At 73.9% G+C, this 24,134-nt stretch carries 3 protein-coding genes (1 of these 3 running past the window's edge); all 3 read left to right on the forward strand.

The window, feature by feature from the left end:
* Tightly spaced (each overlapping or abutting the next), the 3 genes in view from ACYVIP_RS11840 to ACYVIP_RS11850 form a layout consistent with a single transcriptional unit that may run on beyond the window.
* Positions 1 to 10,104 (forward strand): amino acid adenylation domain-containing protein, encoded by a 10,104-nt coding sequence (locus ACYVIP_RS11840; RefSeq protein ID WP_460395175.1) that lies wholly within the window; start codon positions 1 to 3, stop codon positions 10,102 to 10,104.
* Positions 10,101 to 23,513, forward strand: a complete 13,413-nt coding sequence (locus ACYVIP_RS11845) for an amino acid adenylation domain-containing protein (protein ID WP_460395177.1) — start codon at positions 10,101 to 10,103, stop codon at positions 23,511 to 23,513. The genes ACYVIP_RS11840 and ACYVIP_RS11845 overlap by 4 nt, the downstream gene beginning before the upstream one ends.
* On the forward strand, positions 23,510 to 24,134 hold the 5' end (the start) of the coding sequence (locus ACYVIP_RS11850) for an amino acid adenylation domain-containing protein (RefSeq protein WP_460395179.1). The gene runs 5,486 nt beyond the window's last position; only the first 625 of its 6,111 coding nucleotides appear in the window; the start codon lies at positions 23,510 to 23,512; its stop codon lies beyond the right edge, outside the window. The genes ACYVIP_RS11845 and ACYVIP_RS11850 overlap by 4 nt, the downstream gene beginning before the upstream one ends.

Consider the following 24,134-nt stretch of genomic DNA (forward strand, 5'->3'; position numbering starts at 1 on the left):
TTGACCACGGCACAGCACGGCATCTGGCTCGGCCAGCGACTCGATCCCGACAGCCCCGCCTACAACGTCGGCGGTTACGTCGACCTGCGCGGCCCACTCGACTCGGCACTGCTGGCGCGGGCCTGCGCGGTGGTGTGTGGGGAAGCCGACACGCTGCGGGTGCGGATCGATCCGGACGGGGAACGGCAGCTCGTCGGCGCGCGGTGGGCCGGCGCGTTGACCGTGGTCGACCTCGGTGGCGAGGTGGATCCGGGCGCGGCGGCATCGCGGCAGATGGTGGCCGACCTCGCGCGGCCGGCCGATCCGGTGCGCGAGCCGGTGTTCCACACGGTGCTGTACCGGCTCGCCGACGATCATCATCACTGGTACCTGCGCTGTCACCACATCGCCATCGACGGGTACAGCTTTCCGTTGGTGTGCCGGCGGATCGCGGAGGTATATACCGCGCTCGCGCACGACCGGTCGCCGAGCGCGTCGCCGTTCGCGCCGTTGCGGCTGCTGGTGTCCCGCGAGCTGGAGTACCGCGGTTCGGCGCACCAGGAACGGGACGCGGAGTTCTGGCGGTCGGCGTTGGCCGGCGCCTCGCCGGCGGGCACGATGAGCGGCCGCCGGGCCGGGCGGTCGCGGGCCTTCGTGCGGCGCTCGGCCAGGGTGGCTGAGGACGCGGCGACCGCGCTCACCGCGGCCGCTCGTGCGCGGCGCACGACCTGGGCGGAGATCGCGATCGCGGCGTTCGCCGCCTACCAGTGCCGGATGACGGGCGACGCGGTCGCCAGGATCGGCATCCCCACCACCGATCGGGTGGGATCGGTGCTGTTGCGGGTCCCCGGGATGGCGGCGAACGTGCTGCCGCTGATCGTCGCCGCCGCGCCCGACCGGGCGGGTGCCGAGATCGTGTCCTCGGTCGCGGCCGATCTCGGTGCGTTACGGGCGCATCAGCGGTATCGCATCGAGGATCTGTTGCGTGTGGACGGCCGGGAGGTGCATGACCTCTACGGGCCGAGCGTGAACATCAAGTTCTTCGACTACGGCCTGGACTTCGCCGGCGTGGCGGGGGTGTTCCACAACCTGGCCGCCGGGCCGGTGGACGACGTGACCGTGTCGGTGTATCACGGTGCCGGGCGGTTCGCGGTCGACTTCGACGCCAACACCGAGACCTACAGCCCAGCACGCGCGGCCGGGCACGGCGACCGGTTCGCCGAGTTCCTCACCGAGTTCGTGCGCGGGCTGGACCGGCCGGTCGGTGACCTGACGCTGGCCGACCAGCGCCGGTCCGGAGTGGACGGTGGACAGCTGGTCGGTCGGGCCGGGACCGAGGAGCCGTTGCTGGCGGAGATCTTCCTGCGGACCGTGGCGTCCACGCCCGGCCTGGTCGCGCTGCGGGCCGGGGACCGGGAGTGGACGTTCGCCGGCCTCGCGGCCGAGACCGCGCGGTTGGCCGCGATCCTGCGGGGAGCGGGCGTCGGGCCGGAGGACGTGGTCGGGATCGCGTTGCCGCGCTCGGCCGAGACGGTGATCACCATGCTCGCGGTCGCGCGGGCGGGGGCGGCCTGGGTGCCGCTGGACCACGAGCAGCCGACGGAACGGTTGCGGCACATCGTCACCGAGGTCCGACCGCGGCTGATCGTGACCTGTTGTGGCGGGGCCACGATCGCGCTGGCCGACATCGCGCCGGACACGCCGGTGGTCGACCTGGACGAGCTCGACCACCTGGAACCCACCGCGGACCCGGACCGCGCGCCGCACCCGGACGCGCTGGCCTATGTCATCCACACCTCCGGCTCCACCGGGCGCCCCAAGGGGGTGGACGTGAGCCAGGGCGCGGTCGCGGCGCTGCTGGCCGCGCACCGCGACGGGGTGCGGGCACGGTTCCCGCAGCGGTTACGGGTCGCGCACACGGCGGCGTTCGCGTTCGATGCGGCGCTGGACCCGGTGTTGTGGCTGGTCGCCGGGCACGAACTGGTCGTGGTCGAGGACACCGTCTACCGCGACGTGGACGCGCTGCTCGACCTGGTGCGCCGGGAGCGGATCGACTACCTGGACCTCACGCCGGTGCACCTCGCGGAACTGGTCGACGCCGGCCTGCTGACCGGGTCGTGGCGGCCACGGCTGGTGGTGTTCGGCGGTGAGGCCGTGCCGGCGCCGCTGTGGCTTGCGCTGGCCGAGGAACCAGAACTGTTGGCGGTCAACAGCTACGGCCCGACGGAGTTCACTGTGGACGCCACCCAGGCGGTGGTCGCGGGGGCCGAACCGGTGATCGGGGCGCCGGTCGGCGCGACCAGGGTGGTGGTGCTCGACCGGCGGCTGCGGCCGGTGCCGACCGGTGCTGTCGGCGAGCTGTATCTTGGCGGGCCGCAGTTGGCCAGGGGATACGCGGAGGCGGCGGCCACCTCGGTGCGGTTCGTCGCCGATCCGCTTGGCCCGCCCGGTTCCCGGGTCTACCGCACGGGGGACCTGGTGCGGGTGCGGGAGGACGGCCTGCTCGACTATCTCGGCCGGGTGGACGACCAGGTGAAGCTGCGCGGGTACCGGATCGAGCCGGCCGAGGTCGAGCTGGCGTTGACCACCCATCCCGGGGTCGCCCGGTGCGCGGTCGTGGTGCTGGACGGGATCCTGGTCGCGTACGTGGTGTCCACTGTGGATCCAGGGGAGTTGTTGGCGCACCTGCGGGTGCGGCTCCCGCACTACCTGGTGCCCGCCGCGGTCGTGCCGGTGGCCGCGCTGCCGTTGACCGGCAACGGGAAACTGGACGTGGCCGCGCTGCCGGCGCCCACCTCATCCACAGTGGACCGGGAGCCGGGGACCGAGACCGAGGCGTTGTTGTGTGCCCTGTTCGCCGAGGTACTCGGTCGTGAGCGGGTCGGGGTGCACGACGATTTCCTCGCGCTCGGCGGGCATTCGCTCAGCGCCGGGCGGCTGCTCAGCGCGCTGCGTGCCCGCGCGGAGGTGGTGTTGGAGCTGCGGTCGGTACTGGTGCACCGCACGCCGGCCGCGCTGGCCGAGCTGGTGGACAGTGCGGCCAGGGATCTCGACCGCGTGCCGCTGGTCCTGGGTACCGACGACGGGCCCGTGCCATGGTCGCCAGCACAGGCGCGGTTCTTCTTCGCCGAGCAACTCGCCGGGCCGAGCCCGGTGTACCACGTGCCGCTGGTCATCCGGTTCCCCGGCGCGATCGACGAGACGGTTCTGGCGAGCGCGATCCGCGACGTCGTCGGTCGGCACGAGACGGTGCGCACGGTACTGGCCGACGGTCAGCAGCACGTGCTCGCCGACGCGGACGCGTTCACCGTCGTGCGCCCCGACGACCAGGAGGCCGAGATCCGCACGCTCATCCGGGCGCCGTTCGACCTCGCCACCGAGCCGCCGCTGCGGAGCACGCTGCTGCGCGGAACCACCGGCGACGTGCTCGTGCTGGTACTGCACCATGTCGCCGCCGACCACGCGGCCACCGGCCCGCTGCTCACCGACCTCGCCACCGCCTACGCCGCCCGCGCCGCCGGCCGGGCACCTGGCTGGGCGCCGCTGCCGGTGCGCTACCGGGACCACACCCGTTGGCACGCCGCCGTTCTCGACCGCACCGCCGCCGGGCACGCGGAGTTCTGGCGGCACCGCCTTGCCGGGGCGCCGGCGGAGATCACACTGCCGGTCGACCGGCCACGCCAGGACACGCCGCTGACCGACGGCGCGGTCGCCGGCCGGGTGTTGCCGGCGGCGACCCACCGCGCGGTCGCCGACTGCGCGCGCGCCGCCGGGGTCACCACGTTCACCGTGCTGCGCACCGCGGTGGCGGTGTTGCTGAACCGGCACGGCGCCGGCACGGACATCCCGCTCGGCACCGCGGTCGACGGCCGCGCCGACACCGCGCTGCGGGACCTGGTCGGATGCTTCGTCAACACGGTCGTACTGCGCACCGACCTGTCCGGCACGCCAACGGTTCGGGAGCTGCTGTCCCGCGTGCTTGCCGAGGACACCGAGGCGCTCGCGCACGCCGACCTGCCGTTCGACCGGGTCACCGAGGCGGTCAACCCGCCGCGTGTGCCCGGCCGGCACCCGCTGTTCCAGGTACTGGTGGTGCACGAACACGCCACTGTGGACCACCTGCGGCTCGGTGCGCACACCGGCCGGGTCGAGCTGGTCAACACGGGCACCGCGAAGGTCGACCTGACCGTCAAGTTCACCGAACGCCAGGACACCGGCGGGATCGCGGTGTTCGTGGAGTACGCCACCGCCCTGTTCGACGACAGCACGGCACACGCCCTGCTGGCCAGGCTCACCACCGTGCTCGACGAGCTGGTCACCGGCCTCGACCGGCCAGCGCACACGCTCGGCGCGCTGCCGGCCGCGGAGGCGGCGCGGGTCCGCCGCCAGAGCACGGGGCCGCGCGTCGCGGTACCGGCCGGCACGCTCGGCACGTTGCTGGACCGGGCGGTGGCCGAGCACGCGGCGCTGCCCGCGGTGCGGTTCGGCGCCCACCGGCTCACCTACGCCGAGTTCGACGACCGGGTCACCCGGGTCGCGGCCGGACTGCGCGACCGGGGCGCCGGCGCGGGAACCGTGGTGGCCGTGGACATTCCACGGTCGGTCGAGCTGGTCGTCGCGCTGCACGCGGTGGTGCGGGCCGGGGCCGCGTACCTGCCGCTGGACCCGGAGCACCCGGCCGAGCGGCGCGAGCTGATGGTGGCCGACGCGAACCCGGTCGTGACGCTCGTCGCCGAGGACGTCGCGGCGTTGGCGGCGACGCCGGCGCGGCGGGACTGGCGGGCGGCCACGCCGGCCGAACCGGCCTACGTGATCTACACCTCCGGCTCGACCGGCCGGCCGAAGGGCGTGATCGTCAGTCACGGCGCGGTGGTGAACCGGTTGGCGTGGATGGCCGACGCGCATCCGCTCGGGCCGGGCGACGCGGTGCTGCAGAAGACCCCCGCCGGGTTCGACGTGTCGGTGTGGGAGTTCTTCCTGCCACTGGCGCACGGCGCCGAGCTGGTGGTCGCGCGGCCGGACGGGCATCGCGATCCCACCTACCTCGCCGAGGAGATCACCGCCACCGGCGTGACCACCGTCCACTTCGTACCGTCGATGCTCGGTGCGTTCCTCACCGACCCGGCGGCGGCCACCTGTACCGGGCTGCGGCGGGTGTTCTGCAGCGGGGAGGCGTTGCCGGCCGAGACCGTGGCCAGGTTCCGCGCCGCGCTGCCGGCGGTGGAGCTGCACAACCTGTACGGGCCGACGGAGGCGGCGATCGACGTGACCGCGTGGCGCACCACGCCCGCCGACGCGACCGCCCCGGTCCCGATCGGCACCCCGGTGTGGAACACCGACACCCGGGTGCTCGACGTCGCGCTGCGGCCGGTGCCGCCCGGGGTGGTGGGGGAGCTGTACCTCGCCGGCCGTCAGCTGGCGCTGGGGTACCTCCACCGGCGGGCGTTGACCGCGCAGCGGTTCGTCGCCGACCCGTACGGGCCGCCGGGCACCCGGCTGTACCGCACCGGGGACCTGGTGCGGTGGCGGGCCGACGGCGCGCTGGACTACCTGGGGCGCACCGATTTCCAGGTGAAGGTGCGCGGGGTGCGGATCGAGCTCGGCGAGGTGGAGGACTCGCTGGCCAGGCATCCGGAGGTGCTGGCGGCCGCCGCGGCCGTGCACCGCGACGCCGGGGGAAACCCGCGGCTGATCGGGTATGTGGTGCCGGCGACCGTCGATCCCGCTGGGGTGCGGGAGTTCGTGGCGTCGGTGGTGCCGGCGTCGTCGGTGCCGGCTGTCGTGGTGGCGCTCGCCGCGTTGCCGCTCACGTCGAGTGGGAAGCTGGACCGCGCGGCGCTGCCCGCGCCGAATGCCGTGCCGAGGGTCGCCGCGCCGACGGGGCCGGTCGGCGCGGTGCGGGCGGCGTTCGCGGAGACGCTCGGGGTCGAGGATGTCGGCGCGGACGACGGGTTCTTCGCGCTGGGCGGGGACAGCATCCTCGCGATCGAGCTGGTGAACCGGTTGCGCGCCCGTGGTCTCACGGTCGGCGTGCGGGACGTGTTCGCGCACCAGACCCCGGCCGCGCTCGGTGGGCACACGGCCATCGAGCAGCCGCCGGTGGCGCCGGTGGTCGCGACCGGGCCGGTGCCGTTGACGCCGATGCTGCACTGGGCACACGACCGGGGCGACCTGACGGCGACCCAGCGCGCCGAGCTGCCGCTGCCGGCCGGGGTCACCGAGGACGCCGTGCGCGCGGCTGTTCGCGCGCTGATGGCGCGGCACGAACTGCTGCGCGCCGTCCTGGCCGTGAGCCGGGACGGGCTGTGGTCATTGACCGTGCCCGAGACCGGGGAGCCGGTGTTCGATAAGTCCACTGTGGATATATCGGTGGATCCAACGGTGGGCAGGACCGTGGTGTGGCGGCTGCTTCCCGGCAGGCTGTCGGTGACCGCACACCACCTGGCGGTCGACGCCGTGTCCTGGGGTGTGCTGCGGGCCGATCTGGACGCGCTGCTCGCCGGCCGCGCGCTGCCACCGGTGCGGCCGTTCCGGGACTGGGCGCTGCGGCAGGTGACGTCGGCCGGCACGGCGGCGGTGCTCGACCGGCTCGGCCACTGGCGTGACGTGCTGGCTGATCGGGAGCCGTTGCTGCCCGCCGCCGACACCCCGCCGGGGACTCTCGAGTGGACGGTGTCGACCGGGGACGACCTGTGGCGGCACGCCGAGCAGCGGTTCCGGATGCACGGCGGTGAACTGCTGACCGCGGCGGTCGTCCTGGCCATGCGCGACCGCGGCCGGGTGACGATCGCCGTCGAGGGCCACGGCCGGGACGACGAGAACGCGGGCCAGGTCGGCTGGTTCACCACGCTGTACCCGGTGTGCTTCGACCTGTCCGATGTGGATGGACCAGTTGCGGTGCTCAAGCACGTCAAGGAAAACCTGCGTGCCGTGCCGGACGGTGGCGTGAGCTACGGGCAACTGCGCTACCTCAACCCGAGGACCGCGCCCGTACTGGCCGCGCTCGGGGAGCCGGAGCTGGTGGTGAACTTCCTCGGCCACCGCGACGAGGTGGCGCTCACCGGCGACGCGCGACCGGCCGCCGCGCTCGAGCTCACCGCCTACACCACCGGTGCCGACCTGCACCTGCGGCTGGACCACACCGGCGACCACGCGACCACCGTGTTCCAGGAGGCGCTGGACCAGGCGTTGGCCGACCTCGCGACCGCGCTCGCCGACGAGAAGGTCGACGGGCGCACCCCGTCCGACCTGTCCCGGCCGGGACTCACCCAGTCCGATGTGGATGGTCTGGGCGAGGACTGCCCGGGGTGGCTCGACGTGCTGCCGGTGACCCCGCTGCAGGAAGGCCTGCTGGCGCTCGCGCACACCCACCCCGACGCGGTCGACGTGTACACCGTGCGGGTCGTGCTGCGGTTCGCCGAACCGCTCGACCTCGACCGGCTCACCGCCGCGGGGACCCGGCTCGTTGCCCGGCATACCGCGCTGCGCACCGGTTTCCGCTACCTCGCGACCGGTGAGGCGGTCGGCGTGCTGCACCCGGCCGTGCCGGTCACCGTGCAGCGGACGGTCGGCGACCGGCGCACCCCGTTCGACCTCGCCGCCCCGCCGCTGTTCCGGTTCGCGCTCACCGACGGCGGCACGGTGCTCACCATCACCGGCCACCACCTCGCCTGGGACGGCTGGTCCGCGCCGCTGCTGGTCCGCGAACTGCTCATGCTGTACGCCGGCGGCGCGGTCACCGACACCGGCCTTGGTGCCCACCTGGCCTACCTGCGCGGCCTGCGGGCACCGGATCTCACGGTGTGGCGGGAAGTCCTCGCCGGGCTCCCGGCCCCGAGCATGCTCGTGCCGGCCCAACCGGGCCCGGCCACCGAACTGCCCGCCGAGGTACTGGCCGAAGTGGACGAACAGCGGACGGCGGCGGTCCGCGCGCTCGCCATGGCGCACGGGTTCACCGTCAACACCGTCCTGCAGGGCGCCTGGGGGATGACCGTCGCCGACACCACCGGCACCGGCGACGTCGTGTTCGGCGTGACGGTGTCCGGCCGACCGCCGGAGATCGCCGGCATCGACACCGCCATCGGGATGTTCGTGAACACCGTGCCCGCCCGCGCCCGGTTCGCCGGCGGGGACACCGTGCTGACCGCGCTGCGCCGCCTGCAGGACACCCAGGCAGCGACGCTCGACCACCAGCACACCGGGCTGGCCGCGATCCAGCGCGCCATCGGGCTCGGCCCACTGTTCGACACGCTCGTGGTGTTCGAGAACTACCCGCTCGACGAGGAGGAACTGCTCGGCGGCTTCGGCGACGTGCGCCCGATCGCGATCGAGGCCGACGACGCCACCCACTACCCGGTGACGCTGACCCTGTTCCCCGGCCCGAAGTTGGGGGTGTCGCTGAAGTTCCGCCGTGATGCGCTGTCCGAACAGGACGCTCGCCGGCTGCTGGCGGCGTTCCTCGACCGGCTGGACCGCTGCGTGACCGATCCCGGCGCGGCTGTTGGGGAGTACCGCGGCCACTCCGCCGAACTGGAACGTCCGGTGGCGACACCGGTGGCCACCGAGCCGACCGGGGCACTGCTCGCCACCCTGTTCGCCGACATCCTGGACGTGCCGGCGGTCGGTGCGGGCGACAGTTTCTTCCAGCTCGGCGGGGACAGCATCCTCGCCATCCAACTCGTCGCCAAGGCCCGCGCGGCCGGGCTGCGGTTCACCGCCGCCGACGTGTTCACCCACCGCACGCCAACGGCCCTGGCCCAGATCGCCGTGCGGCACACCGGCTCCGACGCCACCGCGCCGGACGCCGACGGCCTGCTCCCGGTCATGCACAGCCTGCGCGACCTCGGCGGTCCGATCGAGGGCTACGCCCAGCAGATGCTGCTGCGCCTGCCGGCCGACGCCGACGAGACCCGGCTGCGCACCACGATCGCGACCGTCCTCACGCGACACCCGATGCTGCGCGCCCGACTGGTCGTCGACCGGGACTCGTGGCGGTTCGCCCCAGGTGAACCGCGCGAGGTCACACTGTTCGACTTCGACGGCGACCATCGGGTCGCGGCCGGCCGGCTCGCCCCCGAACAGGGTGTGCTGACCGACTGGGCCTGGCGGGCAGGGGAGTTGCTCGTCACGATCCACCACCTCGCGGTCGACGGTGTGTCCTGGCGCATCCTGCTCGGCGACCTGGCTACCGCGTGGACGGGCGGCGAGCCGTTCCCCGTCGGCACGACCTTCGGCCAGTGGGCGGGACTGCTCGCCACCGAGGCCAACACCCCCCGTCGGACCGCCGAACTCGACCACTGGCGCACCGCCCTGGCCGCGCCACCCGCGCTGCCCGGCGTCGTGCTCGACCCGGTGTGGGACGTCGCGTTCACCCAACGCGCGGTCACCGGTCAACTGTCCATTCCGGACACCGCGGCGCTGCTGGGGGACACGGTGGAGGTGTTCCACGCCGGACCCGAGGAACTGCTGCTCGCCGCGCTCGTACTGGCCGTGGGCAACGACGACCTCGCGGTGCTCATGGAGGGCCACGGCCGCGCGGACGAGCTGTTCCCGGACGCGGACACCAGTCGCACCGTCGGCTGGTTCACCACGATGTACCCGGTCCGGATGTCCGGAGTGGACGGTGAACTGCCGGCCGTGGTCCGGCGGGTCAAGGAGGCTTTGCGGGCCGTGCCCGACCGCGGCATCGGGTTCGGGCTGCTGCGTCACCTCAACGACACCACCGCCGCCGAGCTGGCCACCCTGCCCGCACCGCAGCTGCGGTTCAACTACCTCGGCCGGCTGGCCGCCGGCACCCCTCGGGCGTTCGAACCGGTGGACACCGGCGAACCACTCGGCGGGCACGTGCCACCCGGCCTGCCCATCCCGCACGCGCTGGACGTGACGGTCGTCGCGGTCGACGGCCCCGGCGGTCCGGAACTGCGGTGGCGGATCGCGTGGCCGGGCGAACGCGTGGCCGAGGACGAGGTCCTGGCGGTCGCCGCCCGGTTCCAGGAGGCGCTGGCCGAGCTGCCCCGGCTGGCCGCCGACGGCGCGGCCGGCGGGCACACCCCGGCCGACTTCACCTTGGTGCACCTGGCACAGGACGAGATCGACGAGTTCGAAGAACTGTGGAGGACCTCGTGACCGGCCTGGCCGACGTACTACCCCTCACCCCACTCCAGCAGGGGCTCATGCTGTGGGCGGGCTACGGCGGCGCCGCCGCGGGTGTCTACACCGTACAGACCACGATCGACCTGGACGGGGTCGTGGAGGCCAAGGCGATGCGTGCCGCGGCCGAGGCCCTGCTGCGCCGCCACCCCAACCTGCGCGCCGGGTTCCGGTTCCGGCGCAGCGGCGAGCCCGTCGCGCTCGTGCCGGCCGCGGTGACGCTCGACTGGCAGGAGATCGACACCCCGGAGCCGGCCGAGGTCCTGCGCGCCGAGCGGGACCGGCCGTTCGACCTGGGACAGCCGCCGCTGCTGCGGTTCCTGCTCGTCCGGCTCGCCGACGACCGGCACACCCTGGTGCTCACCCACCAGCACATCCTGCTCGACGGCTGGTCGATGCCGCTGCTGGTGCGGGAGCTGTTCGCGCTGTACGCGCAGGCGGGTTCCGAGGCTGGCCTGCCGACGCCCGCCCGGTTCCGCGACCACCTCACCTGGCTGTCCACACGGGACATCGATGCCTCCCGCGCGGTGTGGCGCCGCCACCTCGACGGGGTCGAGCCGACCCTGGTGGCCGCGGGACACGACCTGCGCGGCCCGGCCACCGCCGCCGAGCACACCGTGTGGCTCGACGAGACCACGACCGCCGCGATGCTGGCCGCCGCGCGGCGGCTGGAGGTCACCGCCAACACCGTGGTGCAGTGCGTGTGGGCGCTCGTCCTTGGTGAGCTGACCGGCCGCACCGACGTGACGTTCGGGCTCACCGGGTCCGGGCGGGGAACCGACGTGCCGGGCGCGACCGAGATCCTCGGCCTGCTGATCAACACCAGCCCGGTCCGGGTCACGCTGCGCCCGGACGAGTCGTTGGCCGGACTGCTGACCAGGGTGCAGCGTGACCAGACCGCGTTGCTGGCACACCAACATCTCGGCCTCACCGACATCCAGGACGGCCGGGGCGAGCTGTTCGACACGTTCACCGTGTTCGAGAACTACCCCGCCGGCACCGAGGAACTGGACCAGCTCGGGCGCGCGGCCGGACTGCGGGTACTGGCCGTCGACGGCACCGACGCCAGCCACTACCCGCTCGGCGTGGTCGTGACCCCGGGGGAGCGGCTGCGCCTGGACCTGCGCCACCGCACGGAGATCGTGCCGGACGTCACCGGCATCGCCGCCCGGCTGGTCGCGTTGTGCACCGCGGTCGCCACCGACCCGGACCGTCCGATCGCGACACTGCCGAGGCTGACCCCGGCCGAGCACGACCGCTGGGTGACCACCCCGAACCGGACCGAGGCCGACGCCGGCGAGGCGACGTTCGCCGAACTCGTCGAGCGGGCCGCCGCCGCGCACCCCGACACCGACGCCGTGCTCGGCGACGGCGAGCCGATCACCTACCGGGAGCTGAACACCCGCGCCAACCGCCTCGCCCGCTACCTCACCGACCGCGGAGTCGGGCCGGAACAGCGGGTCGCGGTCGCGCTGCCCCGCGGCGGCGACCAGCTCGTGGCCATGCTCGCCGTGCTCAAGGCGGGCGCGGTGTACGTGCCGGTGGACACCGACTACCCGCCGGAGCGGATCGCGCTGCTGGTCGCGGATTCCTGGCCGGCGCTCGTGCTGACCGAACCCGAGCACCTGCCGGTGCTGCCGGCCACCGCCCCGACCGACCTGCTCACCACCGCGGAGCGCACCGCCGCCGCACTGTCCGAACAGGACCCGGCGCCCTCGGCGCAGCCCGCGAACGCGGCGTACGTGATCTACACCTCCGGCTCGACCGGCAGGCCCAAGGGCGTGGTCGTCACCCACCTCGGCCTGCCGAGCCTCGCGCACACCGTGGCCGAGCACTTCCGGCCGGGCCCCGGCGACCGGGTGCTGCAGTTCGCCTCGCAGAGCTTCGACACCTCGGTGTGGGAGCAGGTCATGGCGCTCACCACCGGCGCCACCCTGGTGGTCGTGCCCCCCGAGCACCGGCTCGGCGACGTGCTGGCCGCGCTGCTGGCCGAACACCGCGTCACCCACCTGACCCTGCCGCCCTCGGCGCTGGCCGAACTGCCCACCACCGCCGTGCCCAGTGGCGCGGTGGTGATCGTCGCGGGTGAGGCCTGCCCGCCGGAGCTGGCCAGGCGGTGGGTCGAGGCCGGGCACACGCTGTTCAACTCCTACGGCCCGACCGAGACCACAGTGGACGTCACCCTGTGGCGCGCGAGTCCGGCCGGGCTCGCCGGGACGGCGCTCCCGATCGGCATCCCGGTGCACAACACCACCGTGCACGTGCTCGACCAGTGGCTGCGGCCGGTGCCGCCCGGCACGGTCGGCGAGCTGTACGTGGGCGGCCTCGGGCTCGCCCGCGGCTATGCCGGCGCACCCGGCCTGACCGCCACCCGGTTCGTCGCCACGGCGGCCGGGAAACGGCTCTACCGCACCGGAGACCTGGTCCGGTGGCGCGCGGAGGGCACCCTGGAGTTCGCCGGCCGCGCCGACCACCAGGTCAAGATCCGTGGGTTCCGGGTGGAGCCGGGCGAGGTCGAGTCCGCGCTGCTCGCCCAGCCCGGCGTGACCGGTGCGCTGGTGGTCGCCGACGAGGACCAGGCGACCGGCACCCGGCTGGTCGCGCACGTCATGTCCACCAGGCATGACGGCGACCTGCGGACCGCGCTCGCCGAGACACTGCCCGCCCATCTGGTGCCCGCCGCGATCGTGGTGCTGGACGCGTTCCCGTTGACCCCCAACGGAAAGATCGACCGGGCAGCCCTGCCCGCACCGACCACCCGCACCACGGTGCACGCCGACCGGGGAGACCCGCGCCTCGAGCTGATGTGTGGCCTGTTCGCCGCCGTGCTCGGCCTCCCGGCGGTCGCTCAGGAGGACGGTTTCTTCGCCATGGGCGGCCATTCGCTGCTCGTCGCCCGGCTGCTCGCGCGGGTCCGGAGCGCGTTCGGGGACACTGCGACCATCCGCGACGTGTTCGACCACCCCACCCCGCGCGGCCTGCTCGCTCGCCTCGGCACCACCGCCGCCCGCCCGCCACTGACCGCCCGCCACCCAGGCGACCGGATCCCGATGTCCCCCGCGCAGCGGCGGTTGTGGTTCCTGCACAAGCTCGACGGCCCGAGCCCGGCCTACAACATCCCGTCGGTGCTGCGCCTGACCGGGGACCTGGACGTGCCGGCACTGACGGCCGCGGTCGGCGACGTGCTCGCCCGCCACGACAGCCTGCGCACCGTCTTCGCCGACGACCTACAGCTCATCCGCACCGACGTGGCCGTCCCGATCACCGTCATCCCGACCGGTGAGTCCACCCTGGACGAGCGGCTCGCGGCCGCGGCGGCGTACCGGTTCGACCTCGCCACCGAGATCCCGCTGCGGGTCACGGTGTTCCGGCTCGCCGAGGACGAGCACGTGCTGCTCGTGCTGCTGCACCACATCGCGGGTGACGAGTGGTCGGTCGGCCCGCTGTTCGCCGACCTGCGCACCGCCTACCTCGCCCGCCGCGCCGGCCGTGCTCCACAATGGACACCGTTGCCGGTGCAGTACGCGGACTACACGCTGTGGCAACGGGAACTCGACGTCGACAGCCAGCTCGACTACTGGCGGGCCGCGCTCGACGGCGCACCGGACGAACTCGCGCTGCCGGTCGACCACCGAGGCGCGGAGATCACCGGCCGGGGCGGCTACCAGCCCTTCGACCTCCCGGCCGACGTGCACGCGCGGCTGATCGCGCTGGCCCGCGCCGCCGACGTCACCGAGTTCATGGTCGTGCAGGCCGTGGTCGCCGTGCTGCTCACCAGGATGGGCGCTGGCGAGGACGTCCCGCTCGGCGCGCCGGTGGCCGGCCGCTCGGACGCCGCGCTGGACAACCTCGTCGGGTTCTTCGTGAACACGGTGGTGCTGCGGGTGTCCACGGCCGGCGACCCGACCTTCACCGAGCTGCTCGGCCGGGTCCGGGAGACCGACCTGGCCGCGTTCGAGCACGCGGACGTGCCGTTCGAGCGGCTCGTCGAGGTGCTCGCGCCGGCGCGGGCCGCCGGCCGCAACCCGCTGTTCCAGGTGATGGTCACCCACCAGCACCAGCTGGACATGGACCTCGGGGTCGCCGGTCTGGTCAGCTCCGCGGTGCCGTTCGGCCTGGACACCGCGAAGTTCGCGCTGTCGTTCAGCTTCTTCCGCGAGGAGGACGGCCCGCTCGGCGGCGGCATCGAGTACTCGGCCGACCTGTTCGAGCCGGCCACCGTCGCCACGCTCGCCGACCGGCTGTGCGCGCTGCTCACCGCCCTGGTGTCCGTACCGGACAGTCCGATCTGGACACCCGACATCCTCGTGGCCGCCGAACGGGAGGTGACGAGGCCCGCGCCGGTGTCCGGACCATTGACCGCCGACCTCGTGCGGCAGGCGGCGATGCGCAACGCCGGCCGGATCGCGCTCGTCGACCCGGCGGGCGGCGAGGTGTCCTACGCGCGGCTCACCAAGCAGGTCAACCATCTCGCCCGGCTGCTCGTGGCCCGCGGCATCGGTCCGGAGTCGGTGGTGGCACTGGCCTGCGCGCCCTCGACCCGGTTCGTGGTCGGCCTGCTCGCGGTGCTGGAGGCCGGGGCCGCGTACCTGCCGCTTGATCTGGACTATCCTGAGTCGCGGCTGCGGCTGATGCTCACCGACGCCGCACCGGACCTGGTGCTCGCCACCCGGGACGCGGTTGCGTGGTGGGCAGGTCCTCGGGTGGTGCTCGACGACGTGGACACCACGGCCTACTCCGGCGCGCGACTGTCCGATGAGGAACGCACCGCGCCGCTGCGCCCTGAACACCCCGCGTATGTGCTGTTCACCTCCGGCTCCTCGGGGCGCCCCAAGGCGGTCGTCGGCACCCACGCCGGGCTCGCCGCCCGCCTCGCCTGGGGCCAACGCGCGCTGCCGCTCGGCGCGCACGACGTCGTGCTGGCCAAGAGTTCTCCCGCGTTCGTCGACGCCAGCACCGAACTGCTCGGCGGCCTGGTCGGCGGCGCCACCGTGGTGCTGGCCGCCCAGCGCCGCGATCCGCACGCGCTCGCCGCGCTCGCCAGGCGACACCAGGTCACCCGGATCACCGGCGTGCCAAGCCTGTTGACCGCGTTGCGGCAGGAGACCGCCGCCGACCTGTCGTCGGTGCGCACCTGGATCTCCAGCGGCGAACCGCTGCCGCCGGCGTTCACCACCGCGGTGAACCTGTACGGCTGCTCCGAGGCGAGCGGCGACAGCCTGATCGCACACGGCACCGGCCCGTTCACTGGCCAGGTGGACGGTACGGCCGCCTACGTCCTGGACGCCCGGCTCGGGCTCGCGCCGACCGGGGTCGTCGGTGAGCTGTACCTCGCGGGCACGGGGATCGCCCGCGGCTACCTCGCCGCGCCCGCGCGCACCGCGCTGCGGTTCGTGGCCAACCCGTTCGGCCCCGGCCGCCTCTACCGCACCGGCGACCTCGCCCGCCGCACGCCCGGCGGGATCGAGCTGTTCGGCCGCGCCGACGACCAGCTCACGGTCCGCGGCTCGCGGATCGAGCCGGGCGAGGTGGTGGCCGTGCTCACCGGGGTGGCCGGCGTGTCGGCCGCCGCGGTGGTCGCCAGAGACCGTGCGGGGGAACGGGAACTGGCCGCGTTCGTGATGCCGGCGACCGTGGATGTGGCGGCGGTCCGCGCCGCCGTGCGGGCCGCGCTGCCCGCCCACCTCGTGCCGACCTCGTTCGCCGCGTTGCCCAAACTGCCCCGGCTGCCCGGCGGCAAGGTCGACCGGCGGGCGCTGGCGGACCTGCCGGTGTCCACACCGGACACCGAGGACGGTGTCGCGCCGGCGAACGACCGCGAGGCCGCGCTCGCACGGATCTTCGCCAGGGTGCTCGACCAACCGGTGACCGACGTGACCGCGAGCTTCTTCGACCTCGGCGGGCACTCGCTGCTCGCCACCCGGCTCGTCGCCCGGATCCGCGCGACCCTTGGCCGGGCGGTGTCCCTGCGGACCGTGTTCGAGGACCCCTCGGTGCGGGCCATGGCGAGCCGGCTCGACGAGCACACCACCCGGCCACCGTTGCGCCCGGTCCCACGACCGGAGCGGATATCGCTGTCCTACGCGCAGCGGCGGCTGTGGTTCCTCGAACAGCTGGCGGACACCGGTTCGGCCTACACCGTGCCGTTCGTGTCCCGGCTCACCGGGCACGTCGACACCGCCGCGCTGGCCGCCGCGGTCGGCGACCTGGTGGCCCGGCACGAGTCGCTGCGCACCGTGCTGGTGACCGTTGACGGCGAGCCCTACCAACACGTGCTCGCCGACCCGCCGGTCCCGTTCGCCACCGGCGGCGTCGCCGACCTGCCCTCGGTGCTCGCGCACCGGTTCGACCTCGCGCACGAGCCGCCGCTGCGGGTCACCCTGCTCAGCGAGCCGGCCACCGACCATGTCCTGGTCGTCCTCGCCCACCACACCGCCGCCGACGCGCTCTCGGCAGGCCCGCTGTTCACCGACCTCGCCGCCGCGTACGCCGCCCGCCGGGCCGACAGGGCACCACAGTGGACACCGCTGCCGGTGCAGTACGCGGACTACACGCTGTGGCAACAGGAACTCGACGTCGACAGCCAGCTCGACTACTGGCGCACCGCGCTCGACGGCCTGCCGGCGGAGCTGGCCCTGCCGGCCGACCGGCCGCGGCCCGACGTCGCGAGCCACCGGGGCGGCGTGGTCGAGGCCGCCGTCGACCCGGAGGTCCACAGTGGTCTCCAAGCGATCGCTCGACGCACCGGGGCGACCCCGTTCATGGTGCTGCACGCGGCCGTGGCCACCCTGCTGTCCGCGCTCGGCGCGGGGGTGGACATCCCGATCGGCACCCCGGTCGGCGGCCGGGTCGACCCGGCGCTGGACGACCTCGTCGGGTTCTTCGTCAACACCGTCGTGCTGCGCACGGACCTGACCGGCGACCCGGCGTTCACCGAGCTGGTGGCGCGGGTCGCGGACACCGATCTCGGCGCGCTGGCCAACGCGGAGGTGCCGTTCGAGCGGCTGGTCGACGAGCTGGCGCCGCGTCGCTCCCGGGCCAGGCATCCGCTGTTCCAGGTGCTGGTGAACCACAACTACCGCCAGCTCGCCGCGCCCGCGCTGGCCGGGACCATCGGTGAGGCGCTGCCGGCGGAGCTGGACGCGGCCAAGGTCGACCTGGCCTTCGCGTTCGACGAACTTCCTGGTGTGCCGGGGCTGACGGTGTCGGTCAACTACGCCGCCGACCTGTTCGACCGGGACACCGTCGAGGCGCTCGTCGACCGGCTGGTGCGGCTGCTCGCCACGGTCGCGGCGAACCCGGACCTGCCGTTGTCCCGTGTGGACGTTCGACTGCCGGCCGAACGCGCCGTCACCGGGGAACGCAACGACACCGCCGTCGACGTGCCACCCGGCACCGCCGTGGACCGCCTGCTGCGCACGGCCGCGCGAACGCCGCACGCGCCCGCGGTCGTGCACGGTGACCAGACGATGACCTACGACGAACTCGTCCGGCGCAGTGGCGCGGTCGCCGCCCAGCTGCGCTCGCGCGGGACAGGTCGGGAATGCGTGGTGGCCGTGGCCATCCCGCGCTCGATCGACCTGATCGTCGCCCTGTGGGGCGTGTTACGAGCAGGCGCCGCGTACGTGCCGCTCGACCCCGACGATCCGGCCGACCGCGTCGACCTCATCGTCGGCGACGCCGGCGCCGCCGTCACCTTGTCCGATGTGGACGTGCCGGACACGGACTTCGTGGACACACCACTCGACCCGGCCACCGCCGCCTACCTGATCTACACCTCCGGCTCCACCGGGCGGCCGAAGGGCGTGGTGGTCACCCACGGCGCGCTGGTGAACCGGCTCGAATGGATGCGGGCCAGCTATGACGTCGGCCAGGCGGACCGGATCGTGCAGAAGACCCCGACCGGGTTCGACGTGTCGGTGTGGGAACTGTTCCTGCCCGCGTTCGCCGGCGCCACCCTCGTGCTCGCCGACCCCGGCGGCCACCGCGATCCCGCCCATCTGGCCGAGGTGATCGCCCGGCACGGGGTGACGATCGCGCACTTCGTCCCGTCGATGCTGCGTGCCTACCTCGACTCCGGCCACCGACTCACCGGTCTCCGGCTGCTGGTCACCAGCGGTGAGGCGCTGCCCGAGGAGCTGGCCGCCCGCTGTGACCCGCCCCCGCACAACCTGTACGGGCCGACCGAGGCGACCGTGGACGTCACCCACCACCCGGTGCGCGACGGCGAGGTCCACATCGGACGTCCGGTGTGGAACACCACGGTGCACGTGCTGGACCGCGCGCTGCGGCCGGTGCCCGACGGGGTTCCCGGCGAGCTGTACCTCGGCGGCGTGCAGGTGGCTCGCGGCTACCATGCCCAGCCGGGGCTCACCGCGAGCCGGTTCGTCGCCGCGCCCGGCGGTCGACGGTGGTACCGCACCGGCGACCTCGTCCGCATCCGCCCCGACGGCGCGCTCGACTACCTCGGTCGCACCGACGACCAGGTCAAGGTCCGCGGCGTGCGCGTGGAACCCGGCGAGGTCGAGGCCGCGATCACCGCCCACCACGGGATTCGCGCGGCAGCCGTGCTCGCGGTCGACGACGGCCACGGCGACACCCGGCTGCTCGCCTACGTCGTCGGCGACACCACCGGCCTGCGCACCGCGCTCGCCGAGCGGCTACCGGCCCACCTCGTGCCCGAGATCATCGTCCCGCTGGCCGAACTCCCGCTCACCGCCAGCGGCAAACTCGACCGCAGGGCCCTGCCCGATCCCACCCCCAGGACCCGCACCACCGACGACCCGCGCGACCCCGTCGAGGAACTGCTCCAGCGCATCGGTGAGGACCTGCTCCGCACGCCGATCGGGGTCACCGACGACTTCTTCGCCATGGGCGGCCACTCCCTGCTCGCCGTCCGGCTCGTCGCCAGAGCGGGCACCGAACTCGGAGTGCCGCTCTCGGTCGCCGACGTGTTCGACGCCCCCACCGTGCGCGGGTTGGCGCGGCGGATCGCCGGCCGCGCACCGGATCGGGCGCCAGCGCTGGTGCCGGCGGCGCGACCGGCGGTGCTGCCGCTGTCCCCGGCACAGCGCCGGCTCTGGTTCATCCACCGCATGGACGGCCCCAACGCCGCCTACAACATTCCGTTCGCCGCCCGGCTGTCCGGCGATCTCGACCTCGACGCGCTGCGCCACGCGGTCGCCGACGTGGTGGCCCGCCACGAGATCCTGCGCACCCGCTACCCGGACGGCCCGGACCCGGTACAGGAGGTGCTGACCGACCCGCGGATCCCGTTCGCCGTCATCCAGTCCACTGAGGACGAACTGGGCGACCGGCTCGCCTCGGCCGCGGCGTACCCGTTCCGGCTCGCGGACGAACCGCCGATCCGGGTCACCGTGTTCGCGGTTGGCGCCGACCACGTGGTGCTCGTGCTCGTCCACCACATCGCCGCCGACGAATGGTCCACCCGCCCGCTGTTCGGCGACCTGGCCACCGCCTACACCGCCCGCCGCGCCGCGAAGGCTCCACAGTGGACACCACTGCCGGTGCAGTACGCCGACTACGCGCTCGCCGGCCACGAACCGGCTGGCCAGCTCGCGTACTGGACCGACCGCCTCGCCGGCCTGCCCGACGAGCTGAACCTGCCCACCGACCGCCAACGCCCACCGGTCGCCAGTTACCGCGGCGGCGAGGTCGTCCGGGCACTGCCCGCCGACCTCGCGGCCGCGGTGCGCCAGGTCGCCGCCACGCACGGTGCCACCGTGTTCATGGTCGTGCAGACCGCCGTGGCCGTGCTGCTGAGCAAACTCGGCGCCGGCACGGACATCCCGCTCGGCGCACCGGTGGCCGGGCGCACCGATCCCGCGCTCGACGACCTCGTCGGCTTCTTCGTCAACAATCTGGTGCTGCGCAACGACCTCACCGGCGACCCCACGTTCGCCGCCCTGCTCGACCGCACCCGCCGGACCACTCTGGACGCGTTCGCCAACGCCGACGTGCCGTTCGAACGGCTCGTCGACCACCTGGCACCCACCCGGTCCACCGCACGCCACCCGCTGTTCCAGGTCGTGGCCACCCACCGGATGGTCGACGAGGCCGACCTCGGCCTGCCAGGGCTGCGCACCACCGAGGTCGACCCCGGGCTGGTCACCGCGAAGTTCGACCTCACGTTCACCGTCCGCGAGACCCGGGGCGCACCCGGCCTCGCGCTCACCGTCGTGCACGCCAGGGACCTCTACGACGACACCACCGCCAACGACCTGCTCGACCGCCTCACCGGGCTGCTGACCACGTTCTGCGCGGCTCCACAGACCCGGCTGAGCGCGGTCGAGGTCCGCACCTCGGCCGAACGGGCGCGGCTCGCCGCCTGGAACGACACCGCCCGCGACGTGCCGGCGGTCGGCCTCGCGCGGCTGTTCGAACGGCAGGCGAGTGCCCGCCCGGACGCGCTCGCCCTGACCGACGGCGACCGCCGGTTCACCTTCGCCGAGGTCGACACCGCCGCCAACCGGCTGGCCGGCCACCTCGTGCGCGCCGGCGTCCGGCCGGAGCAGATCGTCGCGCTGGCACTGCGCCGCTCGGCCGAACTGGTGGTCGCGCTGCTCGCGGTCGCCAAGGCGGGCGCGGCGTACCTGCCGGTCGACCCCGACCACCCCGAGACCCGCGTCCGGCACGTCCTCGACGACGCGAAACCCGCGCTGGTGATCGGCGAACCCATCCCCGGACTCGCCACCGTCCCCGGCGAAACCGCCTGGGACAGCACGCTTCCCGCCGACAACCCCGGCCTGCCCGACCCCGGTCCGGACGCGCTCGCGTACGTGATCTACACCTCCGGCTCCACCGGCCGCCCCAAGGGCGTCGCCGTGCCGCACGGCGGCCTGGCCAGCCTGGTCGCCACCATGGCGGGCGGCTCGGAAAGCGGCCCTGGCGCGCGGGTCGGCCAGTTCGCCTCGTTCTCGTTCGACGTGTCCATGGCCGAGTTGGCGATCTCGATCCTGGCCGGCGCGAGCCTGCACCTGCTGCCAGCGCACGCCCGCGCCGGCGCGGCGCTCGGCCGGTACGCCACCGAGCATGCGCTGACCCACCTGGTGATCCCGCCCTCGGTGGTGTTCTCGCTGCCCGACAACGCGCTACCGCCCGCGCTGACCCTGATCGTCGGCACCGAGGCCCTGCGCCGGGAGCTGATCCAGCGCTGGGCGGGCGGGCGGATCCTGCTCAACGCCTACGGCCCGACCGAACACACGGTCAACTCCACCCTCTGGCGCGCCGACCCGGCCTGGCCATCGGCCGTGCTGCCGATCGGCGGCCCGGACGTGAACAAGCAGGCCCACGTGCTCGGCCAGGACCTCGTGCCGGTGCCGCCGGGCGTCACCGGTGAGCTGTACCTCGGCGGCACCGGCCTGGCCCGGGGTTACCTCGGCCAGCCGGGGCTGACCGCGTCCCGGTTCGTGGCCGCGCCCGGCGGGCAGCGGTGGTACCGCACCGGCGACCTCGTGCGCTGGACCGAGGACGGGCTGCTCGAGTACCACGGCCGGGTCGACGACCAGATCAAGGTACGCGGCTTCCGCATCGAGCCGGCCGAGGTGGAGGCCGTGCTCGTCGACCAGCCAGGGGTGCGGGCGGCGGCGGTCGCGGCGCGCGAGGTCGACGGCAGGAGGCTGCTGGTCGGCTACACCGTCGGCGCCGACGTCGACGCCATCGCGCTGGCCGACCGGCTGCCCGAGTACCTCATCCCGTCGGCGTGGCTGCGGCTGGAGGAACTGCCGCTCACCGTCGCGGGCAAGCTCGACCGCGACGCCCTGCCGACCCCGGAACCCGGTGCCCTCGGCGCCGGGGTGCCGGCGGAGACCCGGCGCGAGGAGACCCTGCTCGCGCTGTTCCGGGACCTGTTGCGCAGCGACGACATCGGTGCCACGGACGGGTTCTTCGAACTGGGCGGGGACAGCATCGTCGCCATCCAACTGGTCGCCGCCGCCCGCGACCGGGGGCTGGCGCTCACCCCGAGGGACGTGTTCGAGCGCCGGACCGTGCGCGGCCTGGCCGCCGTCGCGACCGACCTTGCCGGCCAGGACACCCACGACGACGGCACCGGCACCGTGCCGCTCACGCCGATCATGCGGTGGTTCGTCACCCACGACCCGGCCGTGGGCAAGTTCGGTCAGTCGATGGTGGTCCGGCTGCCCGAGGACATCGAGGAAACCACGCTGCGGCAGGCACTGCGGACCGTGCTGGCCCACCACGACGCCCTGCGCGGCCGGCTCGTCGGCGACGCGCTGGAGATCGGCCAACCCGACCAGGACCACGACCCGCTCGACGTGCTCAGCTGCCCGGCGGGCACCCAGCCGCGCGCGGGTTTCCTGCTGGCGCGGGAGAAGCTCGACCCGCACACCGGTCAGCTGCTGCGCGCGGTCTGGTTCGACCACGGCCCTGGTGAGTCGTCCGAACTGCTGATCCTGGTGCACCACCTGGTGATGGACGGCGTCTCCTGGCGAATCCTGTTGCCGGACCTGGAAACCGCGTACACCGGTGGCCCGCTGCGCCCGGTCCGCACCTCGCTGCGGACGTGGGCGACCGGTCTGGCGGCGATCGACAAGGACGCCGAACGCGCCTACTGGCGCGCGGTGCTCGACCCGCCGCCAGCCCTCCTCGGTGAGGGCACGCACGCCACGGTCGCGCACCTGCGCACGACCACGCCCGCCGAGCCACTGCTCACCACCGTGCCCGGCGCGCTGCGGGCCAGGATCGACGAGGTGCTGCTCACCGGTCTCGCGCTGGCCTTCCGCGACTGGTCCACTGAGGACGATCTGGTCGTCGACCTGGAGGGGCACGGCCGGGCCCAGGACCTGGTTCCGGGCACCGACCTGTCCAGGACGATCGGCTGGTTCACCAGCATCCATCCGGTCCGGCTGGGCACCACGGGCATCGGTGTGGCGCGGGCGGAGGCCGATCCGGCGCTGGCCGAACGCGTGCTGCGGGAGGTGAAGTCGCACCTGCGCCGGGTGCCCGACCACGGCATCGGCTACGGCCTGCTGCACGACGGCTCCCCGGCGCCGATCGCGTTCAACTACCTCGGCCGCCTCGGCGGTGCCGATGACCGGCCGTGGCAACCGATCGACGGCGGGATCGGCGGCACGGTCGACGACCACCGCCGCGTCGACCACGCGCTCACCATCGACGCCGTGACGGTGGACACAGCGCTGCGCATCGACCTCGCCTATGCGAGCGACGTGCTGACCGAGGAGTCCGTGCGACGCCTCGCCGGGCTGCTCGTGCGCGGGCTGGCGACCGTGGTCGCGGCCGCGCACCGGTCGGACGCGGGCGCGCACACCCCGGTCGACGTGCCGCTCGCCCGGCTCTCGCAGTCCCAACTGGACCGCATCCAAGCGAAGTGGACCGCACGATGAACGCACCGGCACTGGCCGACATCCTCCCGCTGTCCCCACTCCAGGAAGGGCTGCTCTACCTGAGCAGCTACCAGCCCGACGGCCAGGACGCCTACACCGTCCAGCTCGCGGTCGACCTCACCGGCGACCTCGACCCGGCCCGGCTGCGCGGCGCGGTCGACGGATTGCTCGACCGGCACCCGAACCTGCGGGCCTGCTTCTGGTTCGAGGACGTCGACCGCCCGGTCGCGCTCATCCCCGAGACGGTCACCGCGCCGTGGACCGAGACCGACCTGCGGGCGCTGCCCGACCCGGCGGCGCGGGCCAGGCAGATCGCGCAAGCCGCGCTGGCCGACCGGTTCGCGCTCGACACGCCGCCGCTGTTCCGCTTCCACCTGCTGCGCCTGGCCGACCGCGACACCCTGGCCACCCACCGGCTGCTGATCACCAGCCACCACATCCTGCTCGACGGCTGGTCCAACGCCCTGCTGGTGCGCGAACTCCTTGCCCTGTACCGAGACCGGCAGCTGCCGCCACCCGCCGGCCGGTACCGCGACTACCTGGAGTGGCTCGACCGCCGCGACCGCGCGGCGAGCGAGACGGCCTGGCGGGACGCGCTCGCCGGGGCCACCTCGTGCACCC

The sequence above is a fragment of the Actinophytocola sediminis genome, assembly GCF_054779715.1.